The organism is Paraburkholderia fungorum (assembly GCF_900099835.1).
In the GTDB taxonomy this organism is placed as follows: Bacteria; Pseudomonadota; Gammaproteobacteria; order Burkholderiales; family Burkholderiaceae; genus Paraburkholderia; species Paraburkholderia fungorum_A.
The window spans coordinates 1,542,723-1,559,978 of sequence record NZ_FNKP01000001.1; the positions used below are offsets into that span (position 1 = coordinate 1,542,723).

Here is a 17,256-nt window from a genome sequence, read left to right on the forward strand (position 1 = left end):
GCGACCGGGCGCAAAACTTCGCGACGAGCGCGTCGCGGTCCATCAGGCCAATCCACCATTGGCCCGCAGCACCTGCCCATTCACCCAGCCCGAATCGGCCCCCGCCAGAAACGACACCACGGCGGCGATATCGTCCGGCTGACCCAAACGTTGCAGCGGCGGCATTTTCGAGAACGTCTCGATCTGCTCATCGGTCTTGCCTTCGAGGAACAGTGCCGTCGCGATCGGACCCGGCGCGACCGCGTTCACTGTGATGTTCCGGCCGCGCAATTCCTTTGCAAAAATGTGCGTGAACGATTCGACGGCCGCCTTGGTCGCCGTATAGATCGCATAGCCCGGCATGTTCAGCGCCAGCACCGTGCTCGAAAAATTGACGATGCGTCCGCCGTCGTTCATCCGCGTGGCCGCTTCGCGCAACGTGTTGAAGGTGCCGCGCACGTTGATGTCGAAGGTCTGGTCGTATAGCGCGTCGCTGGTATCGGCGAGCGGCACGGTCTTGAGCACGCCTGCGTTGTTGATCAGCACATCCACCTTGCCGAGTTGCTGTTCGGTGATCTCGAACAGGCGCCGCACGTCGTCCGCCTTCGATACATCCGCCTTGACCGCAATCGCATTACCGCCTGCCGCCGTCAGTTCGGTGACGAGCGCGTCCGCTTCCTTCGAGCTGGACGCGTAGTTCACGACGACCGCGAGGCCGTCCTTCGCGAGCCGCTGCGCGATCGCCGCGCCGATGCCCCGCGATGCGCCGGTGACGATAGCGACGCGAGCGTTGTGAGTCGTGTTCATGATTCGTTTCCTTCGATCAATGGTTCGTTGAGCAAGTGAGACGAATCATGACCGCTTTTGCGACGAAGATAATCAGGTTAGACTGACCATCATCATTCCATTTGCTTTAACAATAGTGGTTATGCAGCCAAAGGCGGCTGGACCGCGACCGGGCGTCGACCATGGATCGTTTCGAGGAAATGCGGGTTTTCGTGCGGATTGCCGAGCGGCAGAGCTTCACGCGCGCGTCGGACGATCTGCAGATTCCCCGCGCGACCGTCACCAATCTGATGAAGCGCATGGAGCAGCGGCTCGGCGCGCGGCTGCTGGAGCGCACCACGCGCACGGTGCGGCTCACGCCCGATGGCGACGCGTATTACCGCCGTTGCGTCCGGCTGATCGCCGACATGGAAGAGGCCGAGGGTTCGTTTTCGAACCTCGCGCCGAAGGGGCTGCTGCGGGTGAATCTGCAAGGCACGCTCGCGCGTTACTTCGTCGTGTCCGCGTTGCCGGCGTTTCTCGCGCGGTTTCCCGACATCGAACTGACGATTGCCGAAGACGACCGGCTGGTCGATCTGGTGCGCGAAGGTATCGACTGCGTGTTGCGGGCCGGCAATCTGCAGGATTCGTCGATGGTCGGGCGGCGCGTCGCCGAATTGCGTCAGGTCACCGTCGCGAGCCCGGCGTATCTCGCTGAATATGGCGAGCCTGCCGATCCGTCGGAACTGTCCACGCATCGGGCGGTGAATTACGTGTCGAGTGCGACGGGCAAGCCGGTGCCGCTCGAATTCAGCGTCGGCGGCCGCGATATCGCGATGGTGCTGCCTTCGGCGGTCTCGGTGACGGGCGCCGACCTGTATGCCGGATCGGCGCTCGCCGGACTCGGCATCGTGCAGGTGCCGCAGTACCGCGTGGCGGGCGACCTCGCCGCCGGACGCCTCAAGATCATCCTCGCGAATTTCCCGCCGCCGCCGATGCCGGTGTCGGTGTTGTATCCGCAGAATCGCCAGTTGTCGTCGCGCGTACGGGTGTTCGCGCAATGGCTGCGCGACATTTTCGAAGCGGCGGAGAAGGCGCAGCGCCTGTCGTAACCCCACGACATCAAGGCTTTAGACGCACGGTGTGTGTTCCCATTTTCCCAGTACCATCGCAGCATCCTGAACCCGTTCGAAGGAATCGAACATGTTGTCGGAAGACGAACTGGCTTTGCTCGACGCAATCCGCGAAACCGGCAGTCTGTCGCGTGCAGCGGCGCGGCTCGGCAAAGCGCCATCCACGATTTCGCATGCCGCGCGCCAACTCGAGACGCGCTTCGACGCGCTGCTGTTCGACCGCCGTCGCTACCGCCTGCAACTGACGCCCGCCGGTCAGCTTCTCGCCGATGAAGCCGCGCGTCTGCTGCTCGACATGGCGCGCATGACGCAACGTGTGCGGCAGATCGCGAGCGGCTGGGAGGATCGGCTGTGGGTGGTGACGGACGAGATCCTCGAATTCGAATTGCTGATGCCGGTGGTGCGCGCGTTCGATACGCTCGACTCCGGCGTCAAGCTGCGTTTTACGCACGAAGTGCTGGGCGGCACGTGGGAGGCGTTGCGCGACGGCCGCGCGGATCTGATCGTCGGCGCGACCAACGAGCCGCCGGCGATTCCCGGTTTGCGCTGGTTCGAACTCGGCGTGATGGAGTGGGTTTTCGCGGTCTCGCCGCGCCATCCGCTGGCGTCGGTCGAGGGGCCGCTGGGCCGCGAGCAGATACTCGCGCATCGCGCCGTGGTCGTCGCCGATTCGTCGCGCGCGACAGCGGGGCGAGCGTACGGCGTGATAGGCGGACAGTCATCGCTGGCCGTGCCAGGCATGCGCGCCAAGATTCTCGCGCAGCGCGATGGCCTGGGCGTGGGATGGGTGCCGCGTCAACGGGTGGCGTCGTTATTGAAGAACGGTGAACTGATCGAGAAGACGACCGCCGATCCGCGCGAGCCGAACGTGTTGTATGTCGCATGGCGCGGTGATCACGAAGGGCGCGCATTGCAATGGTGGCTTGAACAGTTGCGGCAGCCGCGATTGGCGAAGCGTCTCGTGCGCGGCGTCGATATAACGATGGGCGGGTAGAGGTGGGCCATTTTCCCGCGTTAGAAAGCGTCTTTTCTGCTGCGGGCATGGCGTCTCATGGGATCATACGCACCGTGCCGGGCAATTCCGCTTTCTGCACAGTAACGGTAACAGTGACAGGAGCAGGGCAATGATCGATGGACTGGTGGGCGGGCGGTTATACGGCGAGGCGCAGATTCGCACCGGGCAGAACGGCAGGCGTTTCGTGACCTGCAAAGTGCGGGCGACCACCAACGACGGCGACACGATTTTCGTCAACGTGATTGCTTTCGACGACGATGTGCAGACCGCGCTGCTCGCGTTGTCCGACGCCGACAGCGTCGCGCTGAGCGGGACCATTACGCCGAAGGTCTGGACCGACAAGAACGGTCTCGTCAAACCGGCCGTGGACATGATTGCCCACAAACTTCTGACCGCCTACGACGGCCGCCGCGACGCCGAAGCCTGACGCGTTTTCTCCGGCGCCGCGCCCGCTTCGCGGAGATAGTCGACGAAGCGGTCCGCGACCGGCTCAGTGTCCGCGTTTCGTCGCAGCAGCAAAACCTGTGACAGCAAAGTCTCGCCACGCAGCGGCAAAAAGCACACGCGCGGGTCCTGCACCTGCTGCAACGTGTACGGCACCAGCGCCACGCCCATGCCGAAGCCGACCATCGTCACGACGGTCTGCCACAAGCGCGCCTCATGGCGAATCAGCGGACTGAACCCGGCCCCGACGCATTGCGCGATGATCAGATCGTGATAATGCGGCGACACGGTACGCGGAAATAGAATGAACGGCTCCTGCGCGAGCGCGCGCAGATCGACTTTGCGTTTGCGCGCGAGCGGATGAGTCGCGGGCAGGCAGCACAGAAACGGCTCGGAAAATACCGGCGACGAAATCACGTCCGACGGAAAATTGCCCCAATGCGCGCAGCCCATGTCGATCTGCATCCGCTGGATGGCGTGGACCTGCTCGCTGGTGTTCATCTCCTTCAAGACGATTTCGACGCCCGGATAGTCGGCCTCGAATCGGCTCACCGCCTGTGGCATTCCGCGATACAGCATCGAGTTGACGAAGCCGATTCGCAGCCGCCCTGCGAGCCCATGCGCGGAGCGAACCGTGATGCGCTCGGCCTCGCTCGCCTGCAATAACAGGCGGCGCGCTTCGCCCAGCAGCACCTGACCGGCGTTGGTGAGCGCAACCGATTTGTTGGTGCGCGCCAGCAGTTGCACGCCGAGTTGCTCCTCGAACTTGCGGATGTCGAAACTGAGCGCGGGCTGCGAAATGAACAGCCGTTTGGCCGCGCGGCCGAAATGAAGCTCTTCGGCGACCGCCACGAAATAGCGAAGTTGCTTGAGGTCCATGGAGGTCTCCGGTTTCTTATCGATAAGCGTTGTCTATCGTACCGGATATAAGTTGTATTAGACGATTATCGACGCCGCTTCTATGCTGGCTCCAGAACGCATCCATGATGCATCCATGACACATGGGCCAGGAGACAGGCATGACCAACATCAGCGATATCAGCGGCATCGTCGCGCGGCCGGAAAACGGCTCGTCCAATATCCCCGATAGCCGGGGCATCAACTTCTTCACCAGCGATCCCGATTTCGCGCGGTTGCTGAAACTGCATCTCGGCGACGCGTTGTATCGTGAACTCGAAAGCCAGTTCGTTTCGCTGGGGCAACGCGCGTCGGACGAACTCGACCTCTGGGCGCTTTCCGCCGACAAAAACCCGCCGCAACTGCACCACCGCACGCGTCGCGGCGAGGCACTGCAAAGCATCGACAAGCATCCCGATTACGTCGCGCTGGAACGCGTCGCTTACGCGGAGTTGGGGCTGGCGTCGATGAGCCACGACACCCAGCCACGCAGAACAGCGCCGCCGCCGCTCGTGAAATACGCGTTGACGTTCCTGTTCGTGCAGGCGGAATTCGGCTTGTGCTGCCCCGTCAGCATGACCGATTCGCTGACTCGCACGCTGCGCAAATTCGGCGCGCCCGAACTGGTCGCGCGTTTTCTGCCGATGCTCGCGTCGCGCGATTTCGACACGCTGTTTCAGGGCGCGATGTTCATGACCGAGCAGGCGGCGGGCTCCGATGTCGCGCGTATCGCCACGCGGGCAACGCGCGGAACCGACGCGAACGGCGAGCCGGAATGGCGTCTGTCCGGCGACAAATGGTTCTGCTCGAACGCCGACGCCGACCTCGCGATGGTGCTCGCGCGCCCCGACGATGCACCGCCCGGCATCAACGGGCTCGGCCTGTTCCTGCTGGCGAAAACCTTGCCCGACGGCTCGCGCAACAGCTACCGGATTGTGCGTCTGAAAGACAAGCTCGGCAGCCGCTCGATGGCGAGCGGCGAGATCGTGCTGGAAGGCGCGGTCGCGTATCTGATCGGCGAAGTGGGGCGCGGTTTTCATCAGATGGCCGACATGATCAACATGTCGCGGCTCTCGAACGGCGTGCGTGCTGCCGGGTTGATGCGGCGTGCGCTGACGGAAGCGCTGCATATCGCGCGAAACCGCGAAGCATTCGGCCGCAAACTGATCGACATGCCGCTGATGCAGCGGCAACTGCTGAAGATGATGCTGCCCGCCGAACAGGCGCGCTCGATGTTCATCCGCATCGCGCAGTTGCTGCCGCTCGCCGATGCGGGCGACCGTCAGGCGGCGAAATGCGTGCGCATTCTCACGCCACTGATCAAATTCCGCGCGTGCCGCGACGCGCGCCGCGTGACCGGCGATGCAATGGAAGTGCGCGGCGGCACCGGCTATATCGAGGAATGGAGCGACGCGCGGCTCGTGCGCGACGCGCATCTCGGGTCGATCTGGGAAGGCACCAGCAACATCGTCGCGCTCGATATCGCGCGCGCGGCGAAACGCGACGGCGCGCTCGAACCGTTGCGCGACTATCTGAACGATTTGCTCGGCGCGGCCGGTTTGCCGGCCCAGAGTCTCGCGTTGCTGCGCTTGACCTTGACGCGGGCTTGCGATGCACTCGCGAGCGTGGCCGATTCCGGTCGCGACGAGTGCGTCCGGCAGGCGGGCTCGGCGTTGTATCACGCGAGTACGGCGGTGCTGATGGCGTGCGAAGGCGTGCAACTTGCGCCGGATTACCGGCGTCTGGCGCTCGCGCATCTGGTGGTGCGGCACAAGTTGCTGCCGTCCGATCCGCTCGATCCGTACAGCGCAACGGACGATGTCGACGTGATCGACGCGCTCGTCGATGGCCGCGCGATCACGCTCGGTCAGGCGATCCAACTGCTGCCCGCAGGAGCCGCGCAATGACCGCCGCGACGCATCAAACTCAAGGCGCGCTGCAAGGCATCAAGGTCGTCGATCTGAGCCGCGTGCTCGGCGGCCCGTACTGCACGCAGGCGCTCGCCGATCACGGCGCGCAGGTCATCAAACTGGAACCGCCGGACGGCGACGAAACACGCGGCTGGGGGCCGCCGTTCTATGGCGACACCGCGTGGTATTTCGCGGGCGTGAACCGCAACAAGCAGGGCATCGCGGTCGATCTGTCGCGTGAAGAAGGCCGCGCGATTCTGTGGCAGCTTCTCGACGACGCCGACGTGCTGGTCGAAAACTTCAAACCCGGCACGCTCGCGCGCTGGGGCATGGACTACGAGCGCGATCTGCGTGTGCGCTTTCCGAAGCTGATTCATTGCGCGGTGTCGGGCTTCGGCCCCGACGGCCCGCTCGGCGGCTTACCCGGCTACGACGCCGCGATTCAGGCGATGACCGGCCTGATGAGCGTGAACGGCGAGCGCGACGGACCCGCCACGCGGGTCGGCTTGCCGGTGGTCGATATGGTCACCGGCCTGAACGCGCTCGCGGGCATTCTGCTCGCGCTCGCCGAGCGCGCGAAAAGCGGGCACGGCCAGTCGATCGATATCGCGTTGTACGACTGCGGCGTGTCGCTGCTGCATCCGCATCTGCCGAACTATTTCGGCTCGGGACGCACGCCGCAGCGCAGCGGCAACGCACACCCGAACATCACGCCGTACGACAGCTATCGCACCGCGACCGCGCCGATCTTTCTCGCAGTCGGCAACGACCGGCAATTCGCGCGGTTATGCGCGCATCTCGGCGCGCCCGAACTCGCCGGCGATCCGCGTTACGCTGACAACCGCAGCCGCTGCGCGCATCGCGAGCCATTGAAAGCGGCGCTCGAAAACCTGCTCGCCGCGCACGACTGCGAACCGCTCGCGCAGGCGCTGATCAACGCGGGTGTGCCGTGCGGCCCGGTGCAAACGGTCGATGTCGTCGCGCGCCATCCGCATACGCTGCATCGGCAGATGGTGGTCGAGATGGGCGAGTATCGCGGCACCGCCTCGCCGATCAAGTTGTCGCGCACGCCCGCCACTTATCGCAGCGCGCCACCGTCGCTCGGCGCCGATACGCGTGACGTGCTCGACGCGTTGGGGATCGACGCGGCCACCCAGCAGCGCCTGTTCGACGCGGGCGTGCTGAAGGCCGACGGACGTGAGGCATCCGAAGCAAAGGCGCACCAGGCCGAGGTAGCCAAAGCCTGACCCACCAGCGGTTTCCCGGCGACGGCACACAGATAGCCGCGCCTCCCAGAAGAATGACCTTGGAGACAGACACATGAATCGCGCATCCGACGACCACGCCGCCACCCGGCAACCCACGCGCGCGGCAGCGGCCGCTTTTGTCGGCACCACGATCGAGTGGTACGACTTTTACATCTACGCCACGGCATCCGCGCTGATTTTCGGCAAGCTGTTTTTTCCCGGCAGCGATCCGTTTTTCGCGACGCTCGCGTCGTTTGGGACCTTCGCGGTCGGCTTCTTCGCGCGGCCTTTTGGCGGACTGGTGTTCGGCCACCTGGGCGACCGCATCGGCCGGAAGAAAGCGCTGGTGGCGACGCTCGCGATCATGGGCGTCGGCACGGTCGGCATCGGCTTCTTGCCGACCTACGCGAGCGCGGGCATGTGGGCGCCGGTTCTGCTGGTGCTGCTGCGGGTCGCGCAGGGCGTGGCGATCGGCGGTGAGTGGGGCGGCGCGGTGCTGATGGCGAGCGAACATGCGCCGAAGGGCAAGCGCACGTTTTTCGCGTCGTTCGCGCAGTTGGGCAGCCCGGCCGGGTTGATCCTGTCGCTGCTGGCGTTCCGCGCGGTGGCGTCGATGGATAAAGATGCGTTTTTCAGCTGGGGATGGCGCCTGCCGTTTCTTGCGAGCGCGGTGCTGCTGGTGGTCGGTCTGCTGATTCGCGCAGGCGTCGGCGAATCGCCGGAGTTCAATGCGCTGAAAGCTCAGCGGAGAGTCGCCGCGTTGCCGGTTGCCGAGGTCGTGCGCGATTCGTGGCGCACGCTGCTGCTGTGCCTCGGCGCAAACGTGATCGGCGTGGCCGGTGCGTGGTTCGTCAACACGTTCATGCTGAATTACACGACGCAGACGCTCGGACTCGACCGCTCGCTGATTCTCGACTGTCTGTTCGTGGTCGCGTTTATCCAACTGTTCACGCAGCTTGGCTCGGGATGGTTCGCGCAACGCATCGGCACGGGGCGTTTCCTGAAGGGCGCGGCGGCGCTGGCGATGCTGTCGCCTTATCCGATGTTCGCGCTCGTGTCGACCGGCCGGCCGGTGGCGATCGTGGTCGGCGTCGCGCTCGCGGTGATGTGCATGTCGAGTTCGTATGCGGTGATGGCGGGGTTCATGTCGACGGCGTTTCCGGTGCGCGTCCGCTATTCGGCGATCTCGCTGTCCTATCAGGTCTGCGCGGCACTGGCCGGTGGTTTGACGCCGCTGATCGGGACCGTGCTCGCGCATCGTTATCCGGGCGCATGGTGGCCGCTCGCCGTGTTTTACAGTTGCCTCGCGGCCATCTCGCTGGTGTGCATCGGCACGCTGGAGCGCCGCAAGCGGGGCGCGGCGCGAGGCGTCGTCGAAGTCGCCTGACGGTTTTCCCTGAACCGCTGCGGCTGCCATTGCAATATCGAGTTCGATTGACCCGGCGAAACGCGTGGAAAGGACGCGTTCGTGGTTAACCCCACGTCATACGCGCCCGACATAATGTCATCCTCAAGCGCTCAAAAGCCGCCTACCATCAAGGCGAGCAGACTCAATGACAGGGGAAGTCATCATGAATCGCTTTCGTTCGCTAGGAGTGGTGACGGGCGCGGCGCAATTCGCCAGCGCCGACGTGCTGAGCCGGATGAGTGTGGCGTCGAACCGGCCTGGCGCGGGCCGTCCTTTCGACCTCGTTCTCGAACAGCGATCCTGGCAAGGCTCCGTTTCACCGGATGCGCCGGACGCCGCGAATGCGCAGTTCAGGATTCATGTGTTCGATGCGATACGCACGCTCGAAAAACGCGGCGTCGACGCGATCGTGCTGCCGTGTTTTCTCTGCCATACCTTTATCGACGAGTTGTCGGCCAACGTCGGCGTGCCGGTCGCGAACATCATGACGGCGCTGCGCGCGCATGTGCGGCGCGCCTTCCCTTCGGTGCGCCGGATCGGCGTGCTCACGTCCGCGACGATCCGCGAAAACGGCCTTTTCGAGCGTTACTTCGACGCAGGTCGATTCGACGTGCTGCATCCGCGTAGCGAGACCGGGATCGACTGCGTGTCGGGCGCCGTGTATGGCGACGAGGGCATCCGGAACGGCCGTCTGTTCGGCCGGCCGGTCGAATTGCTGCGCGCAGCTTGCGCGGACCTGATTGCCCAGGGCGCCGAACTGATCGTGCCGGGACTCGCGGAAATCGGCCTCGTCAAACGCGCGCTCGGTGCGCTCGACGTGCCGTTCGTCGATGCCAACCAGGTCTATGCGCGCTATGTCGCGTCCGATCAATATTCGCAGCCGGACGCGCGCTTCAAGCTCGGCGTGGTCGGCGGCGTCGGGCCTGCGGCAACGGTCGATTTCATGGCGAAGCTGGTGCGCAACACGCCGGCATCGCGCGATCAGGACCATATCAAGGTGATGGTCGAGCAGAATCCGCAGATTCCGGATCGGACCGACGCGCTGCTCGGCCACGGCGACGACCCGACGCTCGCGCTGTATGCCGCATGCAAAACGCTGGAAGAGGGCGGCGCGAATCTGATCGCGATTCCGTGCAATACCGCGCATGCGTTCGTCGAGCAGATTCAGTCGTCGTTGAAGGTGCCGATCATCAATATGCTGACCTGTACCGTCGATTATCTGCGCGAGAGTTTTCCGACGCTGCGCGAAGTGGGCGTGCTGGCGACGTCGGGCACGCTCGCAAGCGGCGTGTATGAGCGGTCGCTGCAGACGCGCGGCTTCGTGCAGATTGCGCCCGCCGCGTCGGCGCAGGCGCGTCTGATGAACGCCGTGTATGGTCCTCGCGGCGCCAAGGCGGGTTACACGTCGGGCGAGTGCGCCGACGATGTCGCCGCCGCAGTCGACGATCTCGTTGCCCAAGGCGTGCAGGTGATCGTGCTGGCGTGCACCGAGTTGCCGCTGCTGTTGCGCGACGCGGTGCTGGCGTGTCCGGGTGGACGGGTGGTGCGGCTGGTCGATCCGACCGAGGTGCTGGCTCGGGCTTGCGTGGCGCATGCGCTGGGTCAGCGCGGCGTGCTGGATGGCGCCGGGGCGGGCGCGGGTGCGGACGAAACCGCATCGGCGCAAAGTCCGGTTGGTGCGGAGAGCGCTTACGGCTAAGCGGCGGCCGCTGGCTTCTTCACACCGATGGCCTGATCGCTCTTCGTTATTTTTCTCAGCCGGGCCGCTTTGCGCCTGGCTTCATCCGCCTTCCGAATCGGCACAACCCTTGCTGCCACCATCCAGTGTCTCCCGGTTTTGCCGTCATTCACGCCCGCTACACTTCCGGGCACCCTCCCGGCAGGGTCATGGAAAACTGTATAGATATACAGTATAGTATTCCGTTGCAAGCCGGGCTTCGGCGCGTCTGCGCTGCCACCCCGGCTGCACCGAACTTGCGCGGTCGCGAGGCGTCCGTGACATGTGGCCCACTCGGGCCCGCCCATTCAGACATTCATTCAGACGGTCGGAAAAATTGTCATCTAACGGCACTATCAAGATCCGCGGCGCGCGCCAGCACAATCTCAAGAACATCGATCTCGACGTACGAACCGGCGAAATGACGGTCGTTACCGGGCCGTCCGGGTCCGGTAAATCGAGCCTCGTGTTCGACACGCTTTACGCGGAAGGTCAGCGGCGCTACGTCGAAACCTTCAGCGCCTACGCGCGTCAGTTCCTCGACCGCATGGACCGGCCGCAGGTCGACCGGGTGGACGGTGTGCCGCCTGCCATCGCGATCGACCAGACCAATCCGGTGCGCAGTTCGCGTTCCACCGTAGGCACGATGACGGAGCTGAACGATCACCTGAAGCTGCTGTATGCGCGCGCAGCCGAATTGTTCGACCGCAAGACCGCACAGCAGGTGCGCCACGACACGCCGGAAACGATCTACGCCGATCTGCTCGAACGTACCGAGCAGGACGAACCGCGGCTGGCGGTCACGTTTCCCGTCGAGCTGCCCGAATCCGCGTCGGAACAGGAAGTGGAGCAGTGGCTGTCCGCGAGCGGATACACGCGCGTGCAGGCGCAGCGCGAAGTCGATTCGCCTACCGGTAAGCGCAAGGTGCTCGACGTGGTGGCCGACCGTTTCCGTTTGCGTTCGGTGGACAAGCAGCGGGTGGTCGAGGCGATCGAGGCGTCGCTGAAGCGCGGTGGCGGGCGCGTCAATATTTACGTGCTGCCCGCGTCGTCTGAAGCGGCGGAGGGCCAGAGCGCCGAGCCGCCAATCTGGCGGTTCTCCACGGGCTTGCACAACCCGGACAGCGATCTGCGTTATGCCGACCCGCAACCGGCGCTGTTTTCGTTCAACTCGGCTTACGGCGCGTGTGAAGTGTGCCGGGGCTTCGGGCGCGTGATCGGCGTCGACCTTGGCCTCGTGATTCCCGACGCGCGCAAGACGCTGCGCGACGGCGCGATCAAGCCGATGCAAACGCCCGCGTGGAAAGAATGCCAGGACGACCTGATGCGCTACGCGGCGAAAGCCGACATTCCGCGCGGCACGCCTTGGGGCGAGCTGACGGATGCCGAGCGCGACTGGGTCGTCAACGGTTCGCCGGACTGGAACGGCAAGTGGCAAACCCATTGGTACGGCGTCAAACGCTTCTTCGAATATCTCGAATCGAAAGCGTACAAGATGCATATCCGCGTGCTGCTGTCGAAATACCGTAGCTATACGCCGTGCGAAACCTGCGGCGGCGCGCGTCTGAAGACGGAATCGCTGTTGTGGCGTCTCGGCACCAAAGCGAATGCGGATGACGTGCTGGCCGCAGAGCGCCGCTTCATGCCGCGCGGTGTCGACTGGACACGCGCGCAACTCGAAGCGTTGCCGGGTCTGACCGTGCACGATCTGATGCTGATGCCGATCGAGCGCATTCGCCGCTTCTTCGACGAAATCAGTTTGCCGTCCGCGTTGCTGGACGACGCGCTGAAGCTGTTGCTCGCCGAAGTGCGTACCCGTCTCAAGTATTTGTGCGACGTGGGCCTCGGTTATCTGACGCTCGACCGGCAAAGCCGCACGTTGTCGGGTGGCGAGGTGCAGCGGATCAACCTGACCACGGCGCTCGGCACGTCGTTGACCAAAACGCTGTTCGTGCTCGACGAGCCGAGCATCGGGCTGCATCCGCGCGATCTGAACCGGATCGTCGAGGCAATGCATCGCCTGCGTGACGCGGGTAATACGCTGGTGGTGGTTGAACATGACCCGTCGGTCATGCTGGCGGCGGATCGCCTGATCGATATGGGTCCCGGTCCGGGCGAGCGGGGCGGTTCGATCATTTACGACGGCGCGCCCGAGGCGATCCGTTCGTCGGGCACGCTCACCGGCGAGTATCTCGGTGGCCGCCGGCATGTGGCCGACGCCGCGCACTGGTCGTCACGTCCGGTCGATGCGAAAACGCCGCGTATCGTGCTTGAAGGTGCAACCGAACACAACTTGCGCGACGTCACCGTCGAGATTCCGTTGGAGCGGCTGGTCTGCGTGACGGGTGTGTCGGGCTCCGGCAAGTCCACATTGCTGCAGGACGTGCTTTATCCGGCCATGGCCCGTCATTTCGGTCTGGCCACCGAATCGCCCGGCGCATTCAGAAGCCTGACCGGTGCGGATCAGGTGACCGACGTCGTGTTCGTTGATCAGTCGCCGATCGGCAAAACGGCGCGTTCGAATCCGGCCAGCTATGTCGGCGCATTCGACGAAATTCGCAAGCTGTTTGCCAAGGCGCCGCTCGCGCAGCAACGCGGCTATGGCCCCGGTATGTTCAGCTTCAACTCGGGCGACGGCCGTTGCCCGACCTGCGGCGGCTCGGGTTTCGAGCATATCGAAATGCAGTTCCTGAGCGACGTGTATCTGCGTTGTCCTGATTGCGACGGGCGCCGTTATCGTGCAGAACTGCTCGAAGTGAAGATCGAGCGCAGCCAGCCGGCTCGCGCGCTCAGTATTGCCGACGTGCTCGAATTGACCGTCAGCGAGGCCACTGCGTACTTCGAAAAGGATGCCGAAGTATTGCGCGTGTTGCAGCCTATCGTCGACGTGGGTCTCGAATACGTGAAACTCGGTCAGCCGGTGCCCACGCTGTCGGGCGGCGAAGCGCAGCGGCTCAAACTCGCGGGCTTCCTCGCGGAATCGGCGCAGGCGCGCACCGCTAGAAGCGCGAAACAGGCGGTGCCAAAACGCCTGTTCATGTTCGACGAACCCACCACCGGCCTGCATTTCGACGACATCGCCAAGCTGATGCAGGCGTTCGGCAAATTGCTGGCGAGCGGTCATTCGCTGATCGTGATCGAGCACAATCTCGACGTGATTCGCGCGGCCGACTGGCTGATCGATCTCGGTCCAGAAGGTGGCGACGGCGGTGGTCGCGTGCTGTGCGCGGGCACGCCGGAAGACGTCAAACAGTGTGCCGAATCGCATACCGGCGAAGCGTTGTTGCAATACGACCGCGCGATGGGCGCGGCGGCTGAACCGCTGTCGCAAGGCATTCCGTTGCAGAAAGGGCTGAGCGCTGCGCGTGCCCGACGAGCGATCGAGGGCGAAGACGTGGTGCGCATCGTCAACGCGCGCGAGCACAACCTGAAAGCGCTGGACGTGGATATTCCGCATGGCAAATTCAACGTGATTACCGGCGTGTCGGGGTCGGGCAAATCCACGCTTGCCTTCGACATTCTGTTCCACGAAGGGCAGCGCCGTTACCTCGAGTCGTTGAACGCGTACGCGCGCTCCATCGTGCAACCGGCCGGGCGTCCGGAGGTCGACGCCGTGTACGGCATTCCGCCGACCGTCGCCATTGAACAGCGTCTCTCGCGCGGTGGCCGCAAGAGTACGGTCGCGACCACGTCGGAGGTCTGGCACTTTCTGCGTCTGCTGTATGTGAAGCTCGGTTTGCAGCATTGCATTCACGACGGCACGCCGGTGACATCGCAAAGTGTCGAGTCGATCGCGGCGCAATTGCTGCGCGATCACAAAGGCCAGCATGTCGGTTTCCTCGCACCGCTGGTCGTCAATCGCAAGGGCGTTTATACGGACCTCGCGAAGTGGGCGAAGGCGCGCGGCAATACGCATCTGCGGGTGGACGGCGAGTTTGTGCCGGTGGACCCGTGGCCGAAGCTCGACCGCTTCCGTGAGCACACGATCGAATTGCCGGTGGCGGACCTGGTCGTGTCGGCGGATCACGAAGCCGAATTGCGCGAGGCGCTCGACCAGACCCTCGAAATCGGCAAGGGCGTGATGCATCTGCTTGCGCCGCTCGACGGTCTGCACGACGCCATTAGCGGAGGTCGCGCCACGGCGAAGCTCGGCACTGTGAAGGTGCTGTCCACCAAGCGCGCGTGTCCGATGTGTGGCACGAGCTATCCCGAACTCGATCCGCGCATGTTCTCGTACAACAGCAAGCACGGCTGGTGTACGACCTGTGTCGGTACGGGGCTGTCGCTCACGCGGGAGCAACGCGCGGCTTATGACGACACGATCATCGTCGAAGACAATCGGGGCCGCGAGCAGAGCTTGCCATCGGAAGAACAGGAGCCCGAAGGTCTTGCCGACGAACCGTGTCCGGATTGCTCGGGCACGCGTCTGAATCTGACGGCGCGCGCCGTTACGTTCAACACACAATCGATTACCGATGTCGCGCAATGGACCGTGTCCGACACGCGCGCGTGGATCGACACGTTGGAAATGACCGGCCGCGACGCGGAAATCGCGCGTGACGTGATCAGCGAAATCGGCAGCCGCCTGCAATTTCTGGAAGAAGTTGGGCTCGGTTATCTGAGCCTCGATCGCGCGGCGCCCAGTTTGTCGGGTGGCGAGGCGCAGCGTATCCGGCTCGCCGCGCAACTCGGCAGCAATCTGCAAGGCGTGTGCTACGTGCTCGACGAACCGACAATCGGTTTGCATCCGCGCGACAACCAGATTCTCCTGAACGCGTTGCGCAAGCTGGGCGAAAAGGGCAATACGCTGGTGGTGGTCGAGCACGACGAAGACACGATTCGACGTGCTGATCACATCATCGACATCGGTCCGGGCGCGGGGAAGCGCGGCGGTACGCTGGTCGCGCAGGGCAGTGTGGCGGATCTGTCCGCACAGCCGGATTCGCTGACCGGACAGTTCCTCGCCAATCCTATCGTCCACCCGTTGCAGCCGCGTCGTGAAGTGGTCGCGGCCGGTAAACGCTCGGCCGCTGTGCCGGAAAACTGGCTGACCGTGCATGGCGGAAAGCTGCATAACCTGCGCAATGTCACGGTCGGCATTCCTTTGTCGCGGCTTGTCGCGGTGACAGGCGTCAGCGGTTCAGGCAAGTCGACGCTCGCGCGCGATGTGCTGATGACCAATCTGCTGGATGCGGTCGGGCGCTCGGTATTGTCGTCGCCGGCCACTCGGCGTGCGCGTGCGGCGGCTGAGGAAAAGCCCGCAGCCAACCGGCGGTCCAGCGTGCTCGCGCGATCCGCGCCGCGTGCGCCGCTGAACGTCACGCATGCTTGGCAAGGGTGCGATTCGATCACCGGGTGGGAAAGCATCGACCGCGTGCTTGAAGTCGATCAAACGCCGATCGGCAAAACGCCGCGTTCATGTCCGGCCACTTACATCGGCGTGTGGGATGCCATTCGCAAACTGTTCGCGGGCACGCTCGAAGCGCGTGCGCGTGGCTACACGGCGTCGCGTTTCTCGTTCAATACCGGCGACGGGCGTTGCCCGGCTTGTGAAGGGCAAGGCGTGCGCACTATCGGCATGAGCTTCCTGCCCGACGTGAAGGTGCCGTGCGATGTTTGCCACGGGCAGCGCTTCAATCCGGAGACGCTGGCAGTCACGTGGCGCGGCAAGAATATCGGCGACGTGTTGACGATGGAGATCGACGAGGCGGTCGAGTTCTTCTCGTCGATTACGAACATCGGCCACCCGTTGCAGTTGATGAAAGACGTCGGGCTCGGCTATCTGACGCTCGGCCAGCCGTCGCCTACGTTATCGGGCGGAGAGGCGCAGCGCATCAAGCTCGTCACCGAATTGAGCAAGGTGCGCGACGACATCACGCGGCGCGGTCAGAAGCCGCCGCATACTTTGTATGTGCTGGATGAACCGACAGTCGGCTTGCACATGGCCGACGTGGCGAAGCTGATCCGCGTGCTGCATCGTCTTGCAGATGGCGGCCATAGTGTCGTCGTGATCGAGCACGATCTCGATGTGATTGCCGAAGCCGACTGGGTTATCGACCTCGGTCCCGAAGGCGGCGTAGGCGGCGGGACGATCGTCGCCGCGACGGATCCTGAAGGATTGGCGCGGGTTGCGGCTAGTCATACCGGTGCCGCATTGCGTCCGGTACTCGCACGCGCGCAGAACAGCACGGCACGAGTCGCGGGCGAAGGCACGAACGGTTGAAGCAGGGCGGAGCGGCGCGCCTTGAGTGCGTCGCTCCGGTTAAGCCCAGCGGCTGCGCATGTAGTCGCAGTGTCACCGTCTTGCTAAATACCCGGGTGGCATAACAACACAGAAGACGCCCAGGGCCTTACTCGCCCAATACATCTCCGTATTCGTTGGCTATATGTAATTTATTGGAATTAATTTGTAATTACGCAGAATGGATAATTAAAGCGAGTATTAAAACTGTCGTAAATACGCTAAATAATTTATAAGCGCTATTTTTCTTCTGCTATCCTCCCGACGCCCAAAACCTGCTCCCTTGCTGCGCACAGTGCACTCTGCAAACGGGCTCGATGCGAGCGATGGAATTGCATTGAATGCACCGTAAAACCCCTGTCTGGTAAGGCTTTTCGGCTTCGTTGCCAGAGTTCTGTCTGCTGCTTCGGAGCACGTCACAACAGCGCAAGAGTGTGCTGACGTCTGTCCAGGTGAGTGGCAAGATGCGAGTTATTCTCTGCCCGATATTCGCTTTTTCT

Annotated in this window: 10 protein-coding genes; 8 read left to right on the plus strand and 2 right to left on the minus strand. The window is 63.7% G+C overall.

Annotation, left to right across the window (positions count from 1 at the left end; genetic code table 11):
* Nucleotides 1-42: 42 nt before the first annotated feature.
* Nucleotides 43-786 (minus strand): SDR family oxidoreductase, encoded by a 744-nt coding sequence (locus BLS41_RS06885; protein WP_074763616.1) that lies wholly within the window; start codon nt 784-786, stop codon nt 43-45.
* A 161-nt stretch (nt 787-947) separates the two neighbouring features.
* On the opposite strand from BLS41_RS06885, the gene BLS41_RS06890 reads away from it, so the two are divergent.
* The 3 genes from BLS41_RS06890 (at nt 948) to BLS41_RS06900 (ending at nt 3,319) form a co-directional block, all read left to right on the plus strand.
* Nucleotides 948-1,856, plus strand: a complete 909-nt coding sequence (locus BLS41_RS06890; protein ID WP_074763617.1) for a LysR family transcriptional regulator — start codon at nt 948-950, stop codon at nt 1,854-1,856.
* A 91-nt stretch (nt 1,857-1,947) separates the two neighbouring features.
* Nucleotides 1,948-2,871, plus strand: a complete 924-nt coding sequence (locus tag BLS41_RS06895; protein WP_074763618.1) for a LysR family transcriptional regulator — start codon at nt 1,948-1,950, stop codon at nt 2,869-2,871.
* Nucleotides 2,872-3,001: 130 nt separating this feature from the next.
* Nucleotides 3,002-3,319 carry a single-stranded DNA-binding protein gene (locus BLS41_RS06900; protein ID WP_074763619.1) on the plus strand — a complete coding sequence of 106 codons (318 nt, stop codon included), beginning with the start codon at nt 3,002-3,004 and terminating at the stop codon, nt 3,317-3,319.
* On the opposite strand, the gene BLS41_RS06905 is transcribed toward BLS41_RS06900, so the two are convergent.
* Nucleotides 3,289-4,215, minus strand: a complete 927-nt coding sequence (locus BLS41_RS06905) for a LysR family transcriptional regulator (RefSeq protein ID WP_074763620.1) — start codon at nt 4,213-4,215, stop codon at nt 3,289-3,291. The genes BLS41_RS06900 and BLS41_RS06905 overlap by 31 nt on opposite strands.
* Before the next feature lie 158 nt (nt 4,216-4,373).
* Here BLS41_RS06905 and BLS41_RS06910 point away from each other — a divergent pair, with 158 nt between their 5' ends.
* The 5 genes from BLS41_RS06910 (at nt 4,374) to uvrA (ending at nt 16,738) form a co-directional block, all read left to right on the plus strand.
* On the plus strand, nt 4,374-6,140 hold the full coding sequence (locus tag BLS41_RS06910; protein ID WP_436971995.1) for an acyl-CoA dehydrogenase family protein: 1,767 nt from the start codon (nt 4,374-4,376) through the stop codon (nt 6,138-6,140).
* The gene (locus tag BLS41_RS06915) at nt 6,137-7,390 is read left to right on the plus strand and encodes a CaiB/BaiF CoA transferase family protein (protein ID WP_074763622.1); all 1,254 of its coding nucleotides are present in this window, start codon (nt 6,137-6,139) and stop codon (nt 7,388-7,390) included. Before BLS41_RS06910 ends, BLS41_RS06915 begins: the two co-directional genes overlap by 4 nt.
* Before the next feature lie 73 nt (nt 7,391-7,463).
* A complete protein-coding gene (locus BLS41_RS06920; protein ID WP_074763623.1) occupies nt 7,464-8,777 on the plus strand; it encodes an MFS transporter in 1,314 nt (437 codons plus the stop codon).
* 184 nt (nt 8,778-8,961) lie between these two features.
* On the plus strand, nt 8,962-10,497 hold the full coding sequence (locus BLS41_RS06925) for a cysteate racemase (protein WP_074763624.1): 1,536 nt from the start codon (nt 8,962-8,964) through the stop codon (nt 10,495-10,497).
* Between the two features lie 301 nt (nt 10,498-10,798).
* A complete protein-coding gene (uvrA, locus tag BLS41_RS06930) occupies nt 10,799-16,738 on the plus strand; it encodes an excinuclease ABC subunit UvrA (protein WP_074763625.1) in 5,940 nt (1,979 codons plus the stop codon).
* Nucleotides 16,739-17,256: the final 518 nt, after the last annotated feature.